Annotated in this window: 12 protein-coding genes and 1 pseudogene; 5 read left to right on the plus strand and 8 right to left on the minus strand. The window is 75.9% G+C overall.

Going from position 1 to position 14,603, the window contains the following annotated elements:
- On the plus strand, positions 1-3,434 hold a 3,434-nt coding region (locus IE312_RS01280; protein ID WP_229898835.1), incomplete at its 5' end, for a cation-translocating P-type ATPase.
- Positions 3,435-3,465: 31 nt separating this feature from the next.
- Here the strand turns inward: IE312_RS01280 and IE312_RS01285 are convergent.
- Complete coding sequence (locus tag IE312_RS01285; protein ID WP_189977445.1) at positions 3,466-4,545, minus strand: NADH:flavin oxidoreductase/NADH oxidase; 1,080 nt, start codon at positions 4,543-4,545, stop codon at positions 3,466-3,468.
- Between the two features lie 74 nt (positions 4,546-4,619).
- On the opposite strand from IE312_RS01285, the gene IE312_RS01290 reads away from it, so the two are divergent.
- Positions 4,620-5,030: an ArsR/SmtB family transcription factor gene (locus IE312_RS01290; RefSeq protein ID WP_370467501.1), complete on the plus strand. Its 411-nt coding sequence runs from the start codon at positions 4,620-4,622 to the stop codon at positions 5,028-5,030.
- Positions 5,031-5,103: 73 nt separating this feature from the next.
- Here the strand turns inward: IE312_RS01290 and IE312_RS01295 are convergent, their stop codons facing one another.
- From IE312_RS01295 to IE312_RS01320, 6 genes are all read right to left on the minus strand, one after another.
- Positions 5,104-6,438: an FAD-dependent oxidoreductase gene (locus tag IE312_RS01295; RefSeq protein ID WP_189977450.1), complete on the minus strand. Its 1,335-nt coding sequence runs from the start codon at positions 6,436-6,438 to the stop codon at positions 5,104-5,106.
- 231 nt (positions 6,439-6,669) lie between these two features.
- The gene (locus IE312_RS01300; RefSeq protein WP_189977452.1) at positions 6,670-7,338 is read right to left on the minus strand and encodes a TetR/AcrR family transcriptional regulator; all 669 of its coding nucleotides are present in this window, start codon (positions 7,336-7,338) and stop codon (positions 6,670-6,672) included.
- A gap of 159 nt (positions 7,339-7,497) precedes the next feature.
- The gene (locus IE312_RS01305; RefSeq protein WP_189977453.1) at positions 7,498-8,187 is read right to left on the minus strand and encodes an HAD family hydrolase; all 690 of its coding nucleotides are present in this window, start codon (positions 8,185-8,187) and stop codon (positions 7,498-7,500) included.
- Between the two features lie 10 nt (positions 8,188-8,197).
- A complete protein-coding gene (locus IE312_RS01310) occupies positions 8,198-8,920 on the minus strand; it encodes a phosphatase PAP2 family protein (RefSeq protein ID WP_189977455.1) in 723 nt (240 codons plus the stop codon).
- Positions 8,921-8,966: 46 nt separating this feature from the next.
- The gene (locus tag IE312_RS01315) at positions 8,967-9,902 is read right to left on the minus strand and encodes a M56 family metallopeptidase (protein WP_189978207.1); all 936 of its coding nucleotides are present in this window, start codon (positions 9,900-9,902) and stop codon (positions 8,967-8,969) included.
- 133 nt (positions 9,903-10,035) lie between these two features.
- Complete coding sequence (locus IE312_RS01320) at positions 10,036-10,623, minus strand: TetR/AcrR family transcriptional regulator (RefSeq protein ID WP_189977457.1); 588 nt, start codon at positions 10,621-10,623, stop codon at positions 10,036-10,038.
- A gap of 171 nt (positions 10,624-10,794) precedes the next feature.
- Here IE312_RS01320 and IE312_RS01325 point away from each other — a divergent pair, with 171 nt between their 5' ends.
- Both IE312_RS01325 and IE312_RS01330 read left to right on the plus strand, forming a co-directional pair.
- Positions 10,795-11,640 carry an SDR family oxidoreductase gene (locus tag IE312_RS01325; RefSeq protein ID WP_189977459.1) on the plus strand — a complete coding sequence of 282 codons (846 nt, stop codon included), beginning with the start codon at positions 10,795-10,797 and terminating at the stop codon, positions 11,638-11,640.
- A 112-nt stretch (positions 11,641-11,752) separates the two neighbouring features.
- Positions 11,753-12,754: an aldo/keto reductase gene (locus IE312_RS01330; RefSeq protein ID WP_189977461.1), complete on the plus strand. Its 1,002-nt coding sequence runs from the start codon at positions 11,753-11,755 to the stop codon at positions 12,752-12,754.
- Between the two features lie 158 nt (positions 12,755-12,912).
- On the opposite strand, the gene IE312_RS01335 is transcribed toward IE312_RS01330, so the two are convergent.
- Positions 12,913-13,464, minus strand: a complete 552-nt coding sequence (locus IE312_RS01335) for a DUF5134 domain-containing protein (RefSeq protein ID WP_189977463.1) — start codon at positions 13,462-13,464, stop codon at positions 12,913-12,915.
- 162 nt (positions 13,465-13,626) lie between these two features.
- On the opposite strand from IE312_RS01335, the pseudogene IE312_RS38395 reads away from it, so the two are divergent.
- Positions 13,627-14,603 (plus strand): annotated as a pseudogene (locus tag IE312_RS38395) (FUSC family protein); the annotation flags it as partial.

The raw sequence follows: 14,603 nt of genomic DNA on the forward strand, positions 1-14,603 counted from the left end.
GCGGCCTGCCGCGCCCGCCGCTGCGCGTCTCCCCGGCCCAGGAGTACGCGACCCACGCCTCCGCCGGCAGCCTGCTGGGCGCGGCGGCCACCCTGCTGGTCAAACACGACGGCGCCGAGGCGGCGGAGGCGGTGCTGGCCGGTTCCCCGAAGGCCGCCCGCTACGGTCCCGCCGCCTTCCACGCCGTGCTCAGCACCGCCCTGGCCCGCACCGGCGTGCTGGTCCGCGCCCCGGAGCGGCTGCGCGAACTGGAGATGGCCGGCACGGTCGTGCTGCACCCGAGCGCGCTGCGCACCGCGGACGGCGAGGCCGACGCCTGGGCCGAGCCGGTCCTGGACGCGGCCCGCCGGGCCGGACTGCGGGTGGTGCTCGTGGACGACCCGGCGCTGGAGGACTTCACCGGTCTCGCCGACCAGGTCGTCGACGCCCGCCGGCCGCTGGACGACGTGGTCTACGAGGCGCGCGGCGACGAGGGCGCCGTACTCGTGGCCGCCCGGGTGCGCGGCGCCGGGGACCGGGACGTGCTGGCCGCGCTGCGGGCCGCCGATGTCGCGGTCGCGCTCACCGACCGGGACGGCGCCGTGGTGTGGGATGCCGACATCCTCGCCCTGCACGGCCTGCCCGACGTGTGGCGGGTGCTCACCGCGGTCCCGGCCGCCCGTCGGGTCGGCCGCCGGGCCCAGACCCTGGCGCGCTCCGGCGCCGCGCTGTCCGGACTGCTCGTCGCGATCGGCGAGTCCGGCCGCGGCCGCGGCCGTCTGGCCGTGCTGCCCGGGTTCCGGCACGCGCCCGTCGACATCGGCGCGGCCATGGCGCTGCTGACGGGGGCGGCCGCCGCGTTCGGCGTGGCGACCGCCCCCGCCCCGCACCCCCGCCCCCGGGTGCACTGGCACGAGCTGGACCCCGACGAGGCCCGGGACCGCCTGGCGCACGAACCGGCCCCCGACGCCGGCCACCCGGTGACCGCCCGGATGCGCACGGCGGCCGAGACCGTCACCCGGCACCCGGCCGCCGCGCCCGTCCGCTGGTCCTACCGGCTCGCCCGCGCGGTCCGCGGGGAACTGCAGGACCCGCTCACCCCGGTCCTGGCGGTCGGTTCGGCGGCGTCGGCGATCCTCGGCTCCGTCGCGGACGCGCTGCTCGTCGTCGGCGCCCTCGATCTGAACGCCCTGGTGGGCGGCGTCCAGCGGCTGCGGGCCGAGCGCGCGCTGTCCGGACTGGTCGCCGGACAGCAGCAGAAGGCGCGGGTGGTGCCGCCGGAGGCCGAGGCCCCGGCCGGCGGCACCCGCACCGTGGAGGCGGACGAGCTGCGACCCGGCGACGTCATCCAGCTCAAGACGGACGACGTGGTGCCCGCCGACGCCCGGCTGCTGTGGCAGGAGGGCCTGGAGGTGGACGAGTCCGCCCTGACCGGCGAGTCGCTGCCGGTGGAGAAGCAGACGGACCCCACCCCGCACGCCCCGGTCGCGGACCGCAGCTGCATGGTCTTCGAGGGCACGACCGTGGTGGCGGGCGATGCCCGGGCCATCGTGGTCGACACCGGCGACCGCACGGAGGCCGCACGGGCCGTCCACCTCGCCGCCCGCACACCCCCCGCCGGGGGCGTGCAGGCCCGGCTCCAGGAACTCACCCGCAAGGCGCTGCCGCTGACCCTGGCGGGCGGCGCGGCGGTGACGGGGCTCGCCCTGCTCCGTGGAACCCCGATCCGCGAGGCGGTCAGCGGCGGGGTGGCGGTGGCCGTGGCGGCCGTCCCGGAGGGGCTGCCGCTGGTGGCGACGGTGGCGCAGCTGGCGGCGGCCCGCCGGCTCAGCCGGGGCGGTGTCCTGGTCCGCACCCCGCGCACGCTGGAGGCGCTGGGCCGGATGGACACCATCTGCTTCGACAAGACCGGCACGCTCACCGAGAACCGACTGCGGCTGGTGCGCACCTCCGACGCCGAGGGCACGGTCCGCGCCGCGGCCGACCCGGGCTCCGAGGCCACCGTCCGGGCCGCCGCGCGGGCCTGCCCGCGGCTGAACGGCGGCTCCGACCGGCCGGTGCACGCCACCGACGAGGCCGTGCTGGCCGCGGCGCCGGCCGACCCGGACTGGACCCAGCTCGCCGACCTGCCGTTCGAGGCCGCGCGCGGGTACGCCGCCGCGGTCGGCCGCAGCGGCGACGGACCGCCCGTGCTGGTGGTCAAGGGCGCTCCGGAGACCGTGCTGCCCGCCTGCGCCGGGCTGCCGGCCGGGGCTTCCCGGTCCGCGCACGCCCTGGCGGCGGACGGCCTGCGGGTGCTGGCGGTGGCCGAACGCCCGCTCGGCGCGGACGAGCGGGAGACGGACGCCCTGGAACGGCCGCTGGCCGAGCTGGGGTTCACCGGTCTGCTGGCGCTGTCCGACGTACCGCGCGAGACCTCGACGGCCCTGGTGAACGGGCTGAACGGGGCGGGTGTACGACCGGTCATGCTGACCGGCGACCATCCGCAGACCGCGCGGTCGATCGCCGCCGACCTGGGCTGGCCGGAGGACACCGTGGTGGTCACCGGCGACGAGCTGGCCGCGGCGGACCGCGCGGCCCGGGCCCGGATGCTGCGGGACGCGGGCGTGGTGGCCCGGGTGGCGCCCGAGCAGAAGCTCCAGGTCGTGGAGGCGCTGCGGGACGCGGGCCGGGTCGTCGGCATGGTCGGCGACGGCGCCAACGACGCCGCCGCCATCCGGGCCGCCGACATCGGCGTCGGCATCAACGCCCGGGGTTCGGCCGCCGCGCGCAACGCCGCGGACATCGTGCTGACCGACGACGACCTGACGGTGCTGATCGACGCGGTCGGCGAGGGCCGCGCGCTGTGGCACAGCGTCGCCGACGCGATCGCCATCCTGATCGGCGGCAACGCCGGCGAGGTCGGGTTCGGCATCCTCGGCACGCTGCTGTCCGGACGGTCGCCGCTGTCCACCCGGCAGATGCTCATGGTGAACCTCTTCACCGACCTGTTCCCGTCGATGGCGGTGGCCGTGACGGAGAAGGAGGGCGAGGCGGACCTGGGACACGTCGAGGAGGCGGCCGGGGTGCTGGGCGACCCGTTGCTGCGGCAGATCCGGCACCGGGCCCTGACCACCTGTCTGGGCGCGGTCACGGCCTGGCTGATCGGCCGCTTCACACCGGGCACCGCCCGCCGCTCCAGCACCATGGCGCTGTGCGGGGTGGTCGGCACCCAGCTGGTGCAGACCCTGCTCGACCGGCGCGACAGCCGGCTGGTGCAGGTCACCTCGCTGGGCTCCGCGCTGGCCCTGGTGTTCGTGGTGCAGACCCCGGGCCTCAGCCGCGCGTTCGGCTGCACCCCGCTGGGCCCGGTCGCCTGGGCCGGTGTCGTGGCCGCGATCGCGCTCGCCCTGGCGGGCCAGCGCACCCTGCCCCGCCTGGAACGGACCGTCACCCGCCTGCTGCCGACGACGTGACCCGGCACCCCGCCCGGCGGGGCGGGCCGGTTCAGACCGAGCGGTGGTACTGGTCCGGCACCCGGACCTCCGCGCCCAGTTCGCGGGCGGCGTGCCGGGCCCAGGACGGGTTGCGCAGCAGTTCGCGGCCGAGCAGCACGGCGTCGGCCTCGCCGTTCGCCAGGATCTTGCGAGCCTGTCCGGTCTCGGTGATCAGGCCGACGGCGGCCACGGGCAGCGGGGTCTCGGCCTTCACCCGGGCGGCGAACGGCACCTGGTAGCCCGGCCCGGCCGGGATGGCGACGCCGGGGGCGTTGCCGCCGGTGGAGACGTCGAGCAGGTCGACACCGTGGGCGTGCAGGTCGCGGGCGAGACGGACGGTGTCCTCCGGGGTCCAGCCGCCGTCCTCGAGCCAGTCGGTGGCCGAGACGCGGAAGAACACCGGCTTGTCCGCCGGCCACACCTCCCGTACGGCGTCCACGACCTGGAGGGCGAACCGGACGCGGTTCTCGTACGAGCCGCCGTAGGCGTCGGTGCGGTGGTTGGAGTGCGGGGAGAGGAACTCGTTGATCAGGTAGCCGTGGGCGCCGTGGATCTCGACGACCTCGAAGCCCGCGGCACGCGCCCGGCGCGCGGCGGCGGCGAACTGGCCGACGATCTCCTCGATCCGCTCGGCGGTCAGCTCGGCGGGCACCGGGTGGCGCTCGTCGAACGGCAGCGCGCTCGGCGCGAGCGGCTGCCAGCCGTGCGCCTGCGGGCCGAGGGGCGCGCCGCCCCTCCACGGCCGGTCGGTGGACGCCTTGCGGCCGGCGTGCGCCAGCTGCACCGCGGGCACGGTGCCCTGCGCGGTGAGGAAACGGGTGATCCGGCGGAAGGCCTCCGTCTGGGTGTCGTTCCACAGCCCGAGGTCGTACGGGGAGATGCGGCCCTCGGGCGAGACCGCGGTGGCCTCCACCACGATCAGGCCGGTGCCACCGGTGGCCCGCGCCGCGTAGTGCGCGAAGTGCCAGTCGTGCGGGGCGCCGGCGAGCGGGCCCTCCGGTTCGGCCGAGTACTGGCACATCGGAGGCATCCACACCCGGTTCGGGATGGTCAGTTCGCGCAGGGTGATGGGCTCGAAGAGCGCACTCACGTGGACTCCAATCGTCACGGACCGCTGGTGTCCTCGTACGGTACTCCTCATACTACGAGACATGTCAAACTACGATGTCTCTCGTACAATGGGGGTGCCACAGATTCCGTGACGAAGGGGCAGCCGCCGTGACCGACACCGCCAGCACCGGCCGCGCGCTGCCGCACCCGGACCGGGAGGAGATCCGTCTGGAGGGCGTGCTGCACGCGCTGTCCGACCCGATGCGGCTGCGGATCGTGCGCGAACTCGCCGCGGGGGAGGCGGAGCTGTCCTGTTCGCAGTTCGAGCTGCCGGTGACCAAGTCCACCACCACGCACCACTTCCGGGTGCTGCGCGAGAGCGGCGTCATCCGGCAGGTCTACCGGGGTACGGCCAAGATGAACGGCCTGCGCCGGGACGACCTGGACGGCCTCTTCCCGGGCCTGCTCGACAGCCTCCTCGCCGCCGCCGAACGCCAGGCCGGCCGCGGCGGCACTCCCGGCTGATCCGGCCGCGGTACCGGACTTCCGCGCCCCCCGACCCGCCCACCCGGCCGGCCGCCGGCGAGCCCCGCGCGGGCTACGGCACCCGCGCCGCGCCCAGCAGTGTGTCCCAGTCGGCCAGCTTCACCACGCCCCGCCCCAGCCGTGTCCCCAGCTCGGCCTCGGCCCGCTCGATCGCCAGCCAGCCGTCCCAGGGCACGGGCGCGATGCCGGCCGCCCGCAGGGCCGCGACCGGGTCCGCCGGCAGGTCCGCGCGGCCGAGTGCGGGAGCGTCCGCGAGCAGCGTGGTCACGGTCTCCTTGGCACAGGGCCGGTTGGTGCCGATGACCCCCGTCGGGCCGCGCTTGATCCACCCCGCGACGTACTCGCCCGGCGAGGGCGCGCCGTCCCGCAGCACGCGGCCCTCCCGGTGCGGGATCGTGCCGCTTGCGGGGTCGAACGGCAGCCCCTCCAGCGGCACTCCGCGGTAGCCCACCGAGCGCAGCACCAGTTGTGCGGGCACGTCCTCGTAGCGGCCCGTGCCGGTCACGCCGCCGGACGCGTCCGGTGCCGTCCGTTCGAAGCGGACGGCACCCACCCGGCCGCCGTCCTCCAGCAGCTCCACCGGGCGCAGGAAGAACCGCAGCCGGATCCGCCGGGCGGCGGTCGTGGCGGGCCGCGCCGCCCAGGCGCGCAGGACCTCCACATTGCGGCGTGGCCCGGCGGGCAGGGCGCCGGGACCGGCCGGATCGAGCGCCAGCTCGGCCTGGTCGACGGTCACCTCCGTGCCGGGCAGGGCGCCCAGCTCGCGCAGTTCCTTGGTGGTGAAGCGGGCCTGGGCGGGCCCGCGCCGGCCCACCATGTGCACCTCGGTGAGCCCGCTGGCCGCCAGCGCGTCGAGCGCGGCCTGCGGGATGTCCGTGGCACGCAGCTCCGCCGCGCCCCGGACCAGCATCCGCGTGACGTCCACCGCGACGTTGCCGACCCCGACGACCACCGCCGAGCGCACCCCGCGCAGGAAGCCCGCGTCGGCCGCGTCCGGATGGGCGCTGTACCAGGACACGAACTCGGTCGCGGACCAGCTGCCCGGCAGTTCCTCGCCGGGGATCCCGAGCCGCCGGTCGGTGGCGGCGCCCACGCAGTAGACCACCGCGTGGTAGAGCCCGCGCAGCCGCTGCACGGGCAGGCCGCCCGGGCCGCCCACCCGGACGCCGCCGAGGAAGCGCACCCGCTCGTGCTCCAGGACCGTGCGCAGGCTGCCCTGCAGGGACTTGATCTTCTCGTGGTCGGGGGCGACGCCGTAGCGGACCAGGCCGTAGGGGCACGGCAGCCGGTCCAGGACGTCCACGCGGACCTCGGGATGGAGCTGGACCAGGCTCTGGGCGGTGTAGCACCCACTCGGCCCGGAACCGACGACGGCGACACGCAGCACAGCGGTACTCCTCGCCCGAAGGAGAGTGTGCGGACGCTTCCAGCATGGCACCGCCGGACGGCCGGCGGCAGGGGCCGGTGGGGTGACCCGGGGGCGGCCCCCGCGCGTACTAGTGTGATCATCCCCGAGGCCGCCGAGGCCGCCGAGGCCGCCGAGGCCGCCGGCGCAGTCCGGCGCAGTCCGGCACAACCCGCTGCCCGGGTGCTTCCGGTGCGGGCGCGGGCCCGTCGCTCAGGCGCCGCCCGGCCGGTCACCCGTGGCGAAGAACCGGGACAGGTCCCCGCCGTCCGCCGCCGGGTCCGGCCGGCTCTCCGGGGGCACCCCCATCGCCCAGTCGAGCCGGTACCGCCGGAACAGCTCGGCCCGCAGCAGGGGCACGGGCATCGGCACGCCCGGCACCAGCGCCGCGTACACCGCGCCCATCAGCAGGGCCCGCAGCATTGGATAGTCGGCCGAGACGTCCTGCGCCCCGTACCGGGTCACGGTGTCGCTCAGCAGTTCCGCGAGCCGGCGCTGCTCCGGGCACTGCACGAAGCCCTCGGCGTGGAGCAGGCCCGCCATGTGCTGGCGCATCAGCACCGGCCGGTCCCGGGCCAGGCCCAGGATCGCGTCGATGGCCCGGGCCAGCCGCTCCCGGCCGTCCTCGGTGCACGGCTCCCGCTCCAGCGCCTCCTCCAGCGTGCGGTGCATCAGCCGGTGCACCGCGGACTGCACCAACTGGCGCTTGCCGGGGAAGTAGTACGACACCAGTCCGCGCGCCGAACCGGCCCGGTCCGCTATGTCGCCGAGTGTCGTGGCCTCGAAGCCGTGCTCGCCGACGAGTTCGACGGCGGCCTGCAGCAGCCGTTCCCGGGAACGCCGCCGCAATTCTTCATTGACCGAGGCGCTGCGCGGGGACATCCTGTAACTCCTGCGTTGACTGGCTGCCAGCCAACTATACTCAACGCAACGGGGCTTCCCTGTGCCTGGGGCCCTTCCGGAACGGCCGTTCGTCTGGGGCGACGCGGGGGAGCGTCCCGGACGGACGGCACCGCCGCCCCCACCCCGCCGGGTCGCCGCTCAGCCCACCAGGTCCAGCACCGGCAGCAGTGCGTCGGGGCGCCGGTCCACCGGCAGAGGGTCCACGAAGTGCACCCGGCAGCCGAGCGCGGCCGCGCCGCCGTCCGCCGTCCGGTTGTCACCGACCATCACCACCCGGCGCGGGTCCGTCCCGAGCGCCTCGCAGGCCACCGAGAACAGCCGGGGATCGGGCTTCTGCACCCCGTGTTCGTACGACAGCGCGTAGGTGTCCACATAGGCGTCCAGCCCATGTGCGCGGAAGACCGGACGCAGGTCCCAGCCGATGTTGCTGACGACGCCCACGCCGACGTCGCGCTCGCGCAGGGTGCGCAGTACCTTTGCCGCGTCGGGGTACGGCGACCAGGCCGCGGGCACCATGTGCCGGTCGTACAGGGCGTCGTGGAGCCCGGGGTCCGGCAGCGGCACCCGGCGCGACAGGCCGGTGTAGACGGCCCGGTGCAACTGGGCGCTCTCGTCCCGCACCGCCCACAGCTCCGCGAGGTCCGCCGGCAGCTCCACCGGTTCCGGACCGCCCGGCAGTCCGCCCGCCGCCTCCAAGGCCCGCGCGGCACGCGTCAGTTCGCCTTCCGGCAGGGTGTGACCGGTGCCGGCCAGGACCGCGCGCAGCCAGGACTCGGCGGTCTCGATGCGGAACAGCGTCCCGGAGAAGTCGAACAGCACGGCAGCCATGGGCCGGACTCTACCCCCGCCGGCGCGCCGGAAGCCGGGTCCGCTCGTTCTCCGGCCACTCGTACACCAGCACCGCCACGGCCACCAGCAGCGCCCCGGCCAGCCAGCCGCCCAGCACGTCCGAGGCCCAGTGGACACCCAGCCACACCCGGGTCACGCCCACGCCGACCACCGACACCAGTGCCGCCGCCACCGCCGTCCACCACAGGGCGCGGCCCGCGCCGCGGCGGTGCAGCAGCCACAGCAGCAGGCCGCACACCACGGTGGCGGTCATCGCGTGACCGGACGGGAAGGCCGCGTAGCGGGCGGAGTCGACCGGGTCCGGCCAGACCGGGCGCGGGCGGGCGACGACGGCCTTCACCGACTGCTGCACGAGCGCGGCCGCCGCGCAGGTGACGGCCAGCCACAGCGCCGTCCACCAGGCCGCGCGCCGCCAGACCAGCCACACCGCGGCCGCCCCGGCCAGCAGGCGCATGGTGAGCGGATCCCACACCCAGTCCGTCAGCAGCCGGAAGGCGTGGGTCACCGCGTGGTCGCGCACCGCCCAGCGGTGGGTGGCGCGGGAGATACGGCCGTCCACGGCGAGCAGGGGGTGCCAGCGCAGTGCGACGAGGACCAGCAGCAGCACGAAGGAGGCGCCGAGGAACACGGACGCGAGGGCGGCCGTACGGACCGCCGCCGGCCGGGGGGAGGGGGAGGGGGAGGACGGGGAGGCGGGGGGACGTTGGTGCATGCGGCGATCTTTGTGGACAAAACGGCCCGCGGCCAAGCGGGCGAGGTCAGCCCAGTGCCCGCAGGCCCGGTACCAGGGTCACCAGTAGGGGGAGCACGGGCACCAGTGCGGCGGTCGCCGTCAGGCGCAGCCGGTGCAGCGCCGGCAGCCGGTCGGGCGGGGTCAGCAGCCGGTGCACGCGCTGCGGCACCTGCGCCTGCGGGGTCGGGCAGGGCCCGAACACGCCCCGGTCCTCGTTGAGTCCGGCCAGGGCCAGGGCCGTGGTCAGCCGGCCGAAGCGCCGGGAGGCCGTGTCGTCGGCGGCCAGCTCCACCAGCCGGTGCATCTCGTCGCGGAACGCGGCGAACACCGGGACCTGCGGGAACCCTCCCGCCAGCGCGGCCGAGCAGTGCAGCAGCCAGTCGTGCCGCGCCCGGGCGTGTCCCTGCTCGTGCGCCAGCAGCGCGTCCAGTTGACGGCCCCTCAGGCGCCGTAGCGCCGCCGTGGTGACGACCAGCCGCGGCACCGCGCCGGGCAGCCACCAGGCGTGGGGACGGTCGCCCTCCAGTATCACCAGCCGGCGGCCCGCCGGCTCCTCGCCCGGCAACAGCGGCGCCCGCACCAGGAGTTCGGCACGCCGTCCGCGCCGCCGGGCCCGGTCCCGTACGACCTCACGGGCCAGCATCGCCAGGCTCCACAGGCCGCCGCAGGCGAGCAGCAAGGCGGTGGGCGCCGCCCAGCGGCCGGCCGCACCGAGGGCGTAGGCCTCCACGACCCCGCGCGGGGCGGCGGCGAACAGCTGTCCGCGCACCGTCTGCCAGGCGGCCGCCGCACTCAGGGCCATCGACAGGGCGCAGCACAACAGGACGGCCGCCACGACGCACTGCCACACCCACAGGGCGACCACCGGCTCGCGGTCCGGCCAGTCGGCCCGGGCCAGCAGCCGCGGGGCGGCGACGGCGGTCAGGGCGCCGAGCAGCAACAGGGCCACGGAGACCATCATGGCCGGCACTCTATGAGCGGCGAGCCGCTCGGCGGTACGGTCCACGGCCCCGAAGTGACGTATCCGACGCGGGGCCCGCCCGTCCCTGCGCTCGCAGCGCGGCGCCCCGTGCGCGGCGGCCGGTGCCGGATCACTAGCCGGCCGCCGGCCCGTCCGCCCCGTACCGGAGGCCGTCGAGGAGCAGGTCGAGGAGGCGGCCGGCCCGTTCGCGCTGGTCGGGGGCGCTGGTGATCAGCGCGACACCGGCCAGGCTGAAGCCGACGTCGAAGGGGTCGATGTCCGGGCGCAGGAGACCGGCGTCGGCGCCGGCGCGCAGCAGGGTGCGGAGCGCGGTGCCGAGCTTGTCCAGCGTCTCGGCGAAGGGGTCCGCGCCGGACGCGACCGCGGCCCGCAGCGCGTCCGCCATGCCCTGTTTGGCGGCCACGTAGTCGATGAAGTCGTCCATCCACAGACGGATCGCCCGGTCCGGCGCGTTCTCGGCGAGCAGCTTCGCCGCGCTGTCGCAGACACGGGCCAGCTCGTTGCGGTAGGCCGCCTCGACCAGTGCCTCGCGCGTCGGGAAGTGGCGGTAGAGCGTGGCCGAGCCGACGCCCGCGGCCTTGGCGATCGTGTCGATCGCGACGTCCGGTCCCTTCTCCGAGAAGGCGCGCACGGCGGCCTCGAGGATGCGCTCCCGGTTGCGACGGGCATCGGCACGCAGCGCGCCCGGCTTGGTGGTCAAGGCTGCTCCCTTCGTCGGGGACCAGTCTAACTGGACAACCGGGGAGTTCCCCGCTTACCGTTGCGAATAACCGGGGAACTCCCCGGTTACGGGTGTCGGCCCTTGTGCCGCCCGGGCGAGCCGTCGTGCCCCCGGGCGAACCCGTTGCGCTCCCCAGCCAAGGAAGACCTCATGACCTCCCCGAAAACGGTTCTGATCACCGGTACGTCCTCCGGCATCGGCCTCGCCGCCGCCATCGGCACCGCACGCGCGGGCTGGACGACCATCGCCACCATGCGCGACACCGGCAAGGCCGGGGCCCTGCTCCAGGCCGCCGCCGAGGCCGGTGTCGCCGACCGCGTCCAGGTCGAGCGCCTGGACGTGACCGACCCCGCGGGCATCACCGCCTGCCTGGAGGCGGTCGTCGCCGAACACGGCCGCCTGGACGCACTGGTCAACAACGCCGGCGCCGCCCACGTGGGCACCATCGAGCAGGGCAGTGTCGACGACGTCCGCGCGGCCATGGAGGTCAACTTCTTCGGCGTGGTGGCGGTGACCCGGGCCGCCCTGCCGCACCTGCGCGCCGCGAAGGGCCGGGTGATCACCGTCGGCAGCGTCGGCGGCGCCGTCGGCCAGCCCTTCAACGAGGCGTACTGTGCGGCCAAGTTCGCCGTCGAGGGCTTCATGCAGTCGCTCGCGCCGGTCGCCGCCACCGTCGGCGTCGACGTGACCGTGGTCGAACCGGGCGCGGTGGCGAGCGAGTTCGTCGCCAACCTCGGCCTGGACGTCCCGGCGCTGCTCGCCGCCGCCGGCCCCTACGGCCCGGCGCTCGAGGCCTACCTCGCCCGTACCCGGCAGTCGTTCGCCGCGGCCCAGACGCCGGCCGAGGCGGCCGTCCCGATCGTCGACGCCCTGACCGCCGCCCGCCCGCCCTTCCGGGTCCAGACCTCGCAGTGGGCCCGCGACTTCGTCGCCACCACCCTCGCCGACCTCGACGGCTCCGCCGTCCAGGCCCTCACCGGCTCCTGGGTGCGCTGACCCCCGGCGTCCCGCCCGGCCCCCTCGGGACGGGCCGCGGTGCACCGGGTGCACCACCGACCAGTCACACACCGCGGGGCGACCCGCGACAGCAAGGAAGATCATCACCATCATGGAACTCCGCGCCCTCGGCAGTCAGGGCCTGACCGTCTCCGCCGAAGGACTCGGCTGCATGGGCATGAGCGCCTTCTACGGCAGCACCGACGAGACCGAGTCCCTCGCCACCATCGACCGCGCCCTGGAACTGGGCGTGACCCTGCTGGACACCGCCGAGAGCTACGGCCCGTTCCGCAACGAGCAGCTCCTCGGCAAGGCCCTCGCCGGCCGCCGCGAGCAGGCCGTCGTCGCGACCAAGACCGGTGTCGAGTTCACCGACGACGGCACGCTCGTCGGCCACAACGGGCGCCCCGAGTACATCCGCCGCTCCCTGGAGCGCTCCCTGCGCCACCTGGACACCGATCACGTCGACCTCTACTACCTGCACCGGGTCGACCCGCAGGTGCCGGTCGAGGAGAGCGTCGGCGCCATGGGGGAGCTGGTGGCCGCCGGCAAGGTCCGCTACATCGGCCTGTCGGAGGTCGCCCCGCGGACCATCCGCCGCGCCCACGCGGTCCACCCGGTCACGGCGGTCCAGACCGAGTACTCCCTCTTCGAACGCGGCATCGAGGACGACGAGGACGACGGGGCCGACGGGGTCATGGTCACCCTGGACGAGCTGGGGATCGGCCTGGTCGCCTACTCGCCCCTCGGGCGCGGGTTCCTGTCCGGCGCGATCACCCGCCCGGACGACTTCGCCGCCGACGACTTCCGCCGTACCGACCCGCGCTTCCAGGGCGAGAACTTCGCCCGCAACCTGGCCGTGGTCGACGAGGTCCGCCGTATCGCCGCCGCCAAGCAGGTCTCGCCGTCCCAGCTGGCTCTCGCCTGGGTGCTGCGCCGGGGCGCGGTCGCCATCCCCGGCACCAAGCGCCGCCGCTACCTGGAGGAGAACGTCGCCGCCACCGCCGTGACGCTCACCGACGAGGAGCTGGCCGCCATCGAAGCCGTCGCGCCGCGCGGCATCGTCTCCGGCGACCGCTACGCCCCCGCGCTCATGCGGACCCTCAACGGCTGACACCCGTGGCGTGCCGGACGAGGCACCAGGGGCGCCCCCGCCACCGGCCCGCCGGACGAGGCACCCGGGGCGCCCCCGCCACCGGCCCGCCGGACGAGGCACCCGGGGCGCCCCCGCCACCGGCCCGCCGGACGGCGAGCGGGCCGCCGGGGCGCGGTTCACATCGTCAGCAGCATCGCCACCATGCCGATCCCCATCGACAGCCGGCAGGCCCGGGCCAGTTCCGGGCGGTCGCCCCAGCGGACCGGGCCGGTCCCGTGCGCCGGAGCGGCGGCGGGGACCAGGCGCGCGCCGGACAGCAGTACATACCCGGTGAAATACACCAGGAGCGCGCCGGTCAGCAGCGGCACGCCGGTGCCGGCGTGGGCATGGTGGGCGGCCGGCGGGGTGGCGGCCATCGCCACCGCCATGTAGACCATGGCCGCGCTGCCCACCAGGTGGTGCAGGTGGTGCGGGGTTCCGCGCGCGGTCCACAGCGCCCGCAGGGCCGCCGCGCCGAACACGGCCGCGTACACCGGCCACGCCCACCTCGGCGGTGTGAACACGGCCGCGGGCACGGCCATCGCGGCCATGCCGAACCCCATCAGCGCCTCGCCGCCGGCGGCCCGGCGCTGCTCCTCCACGGCGCTGCGCATCCGCAGCAGGCAGTAGGCCCCGGTCACCGCGCACAACGCGACCAGCAGCCAGGCGGTCGACACCGGTCCGTGCACGCGCACCTCCACGCTCGACGGTCGGTCGAGGGATGCGATGCCCACGGCCGGCGGAGCGCACGCGAGCGCAAGGATGTACACGGGGAGCATGCGGGGGAGCACGCGCGGTGACAAGCCTCCTCGTCGCTGTTTTACAAGTAAAACACCTGTTAAATTAATAGGATGAGCAGTGCGACCCCCCACCGTCCCGCCCCCCGTCCTCCCCACCGTCCCGCCCGCCGTCTCGCCCTCGCGGGAGTCCTCCGCCTGGGACGCCCCTCCGACATCTGGTTCAAGCCCGCGCTGAGCGTGGTCGCCGCGGTCGCCCCGCCCAACCTCGCCCTGCTCGCGCTCGGCCGCCTCGACCTCGCCATGTACACCATGGCCGGTTCGCTGTGCGCCCTCTACGGCCACAACCGGCCCTACGCCGCCCGGGCCCGCGCCCTCGCCCGGGTAGTGCTCGGCATGGTCGGCGGGCTCGCCGTCGCCCTGCTCGCCGCGGCGCTCACCACGAACGCCGTCGTCCTCGTCACCGTCGGCGCCCTGCTCGCGGCCGTCCAGAAGACCGTGTGCGACGCCACCCGGATCGGACCGCCCGGCCACGTGGTCCTCTCCTTCATCAGCTCCGCCTCGCTGTTCGTCCCGCAGACCCCCGGCCGGATCCCCGCGCACATCGGGCTGGCCCTGGCCGCCGGCGCCTGGGCCTGGCTGGTCTGCATGGCCCCCGGACTGCTCCGCCCCCACGGCCCCGAGCGCCGCGCCACCGCGCAGGCCCTCGACGCCGCCGCCGCGTACGCCGCAACCCCCGGTACCGCCGACGGCCACGCCCGGTCCCGCGCCGCGTGCGCCGCCGCCATCCACGCCGCCTGGCAGTCGCTGCTCGCCGCCGGCGCCCGCCCCGACCGCACCCGCCGCGCCCTCGAACGGCTCCTCGTCCGCGCCGAGGTCGCCCTGGCCGCCCCCGCCGACACCGACCCCGCACGGCTGCGTGCCTGGGCCCGCGACCTGCGCGGCACCGGCCGGGTCCCGCGCGTCCAGGCGCCGCGCGAGGCCGCCGACGAACTCCTCGGCGTGGCCGCCGAACGGGCGCTTCCGCCGCGGTCCCCGTGGCAGCTCCTCGCGCCCCTCGCCCCGCTCGCCGTACGCACCGCGCTGGGCTG

The organism is Streptomyces capoamus (genome assembly GCF_014654935.1).
Classification (GTDB): Bacteria; Actinomycetota; Actinomycetes; order Streptomycetales; family Streptomycetaceae; genus Streptomyces; species Streptomyces capoamus.

Bases quoted from the DNA above. Each gene is read 5' to 3' on its own strand.
- IE312_RS01290 (WP_370467501.1), top strand. From the start codon at position 4,620: ATGTCTCTCGTACAATGGGGGTGCCACAGATTCCGTGACGAAGGGGCA.
- IE312_RS01325 (WP_189977459.1), top strand. From the start codon at position 10,795: ATGACCTCCCCGAAAACGGTTCTGATCACCGGTACGTCCTCCGGCATC.
- IE312_RS01310 (WP_189977455.1), bottom strand. From the start codon at position 8,920: ATGCACCAACGTCCCCCCGCCTCCCCGTCCTCCCCCTCCCCCTCCCCC.
- IE312_RS01300 (WP_189977452.1), bottom strand. From the start codon at position 7,338: ATGTCCCCGCGCAGCGCCTCGGTCAATGAAGAATTGCGGCGGCGTTCC.
- IE312_RS01305 (WP_189977453.1), bottom strand. From the start codon at position 8,187: ATGGCTGCCGTGCTGTTCGACTTCTCCGGGACGCTGTTCCGCATCGAG.
- IE312_RS01330 (WP_189977461.1), top strand. From the start codon at position 11,753: ATGGAACTCCGCGCCCTCGGCAGTCAGGGCCTGACCGTCTCCGCCGAA.
- IE312_RS01315 (WP_189978207.1), bottom strand. From the start codon at position 9,902: ATGATGGTCTCCGTGGCCCTGTTGCTGCTCGGCGCCCTGACCGCCGTC.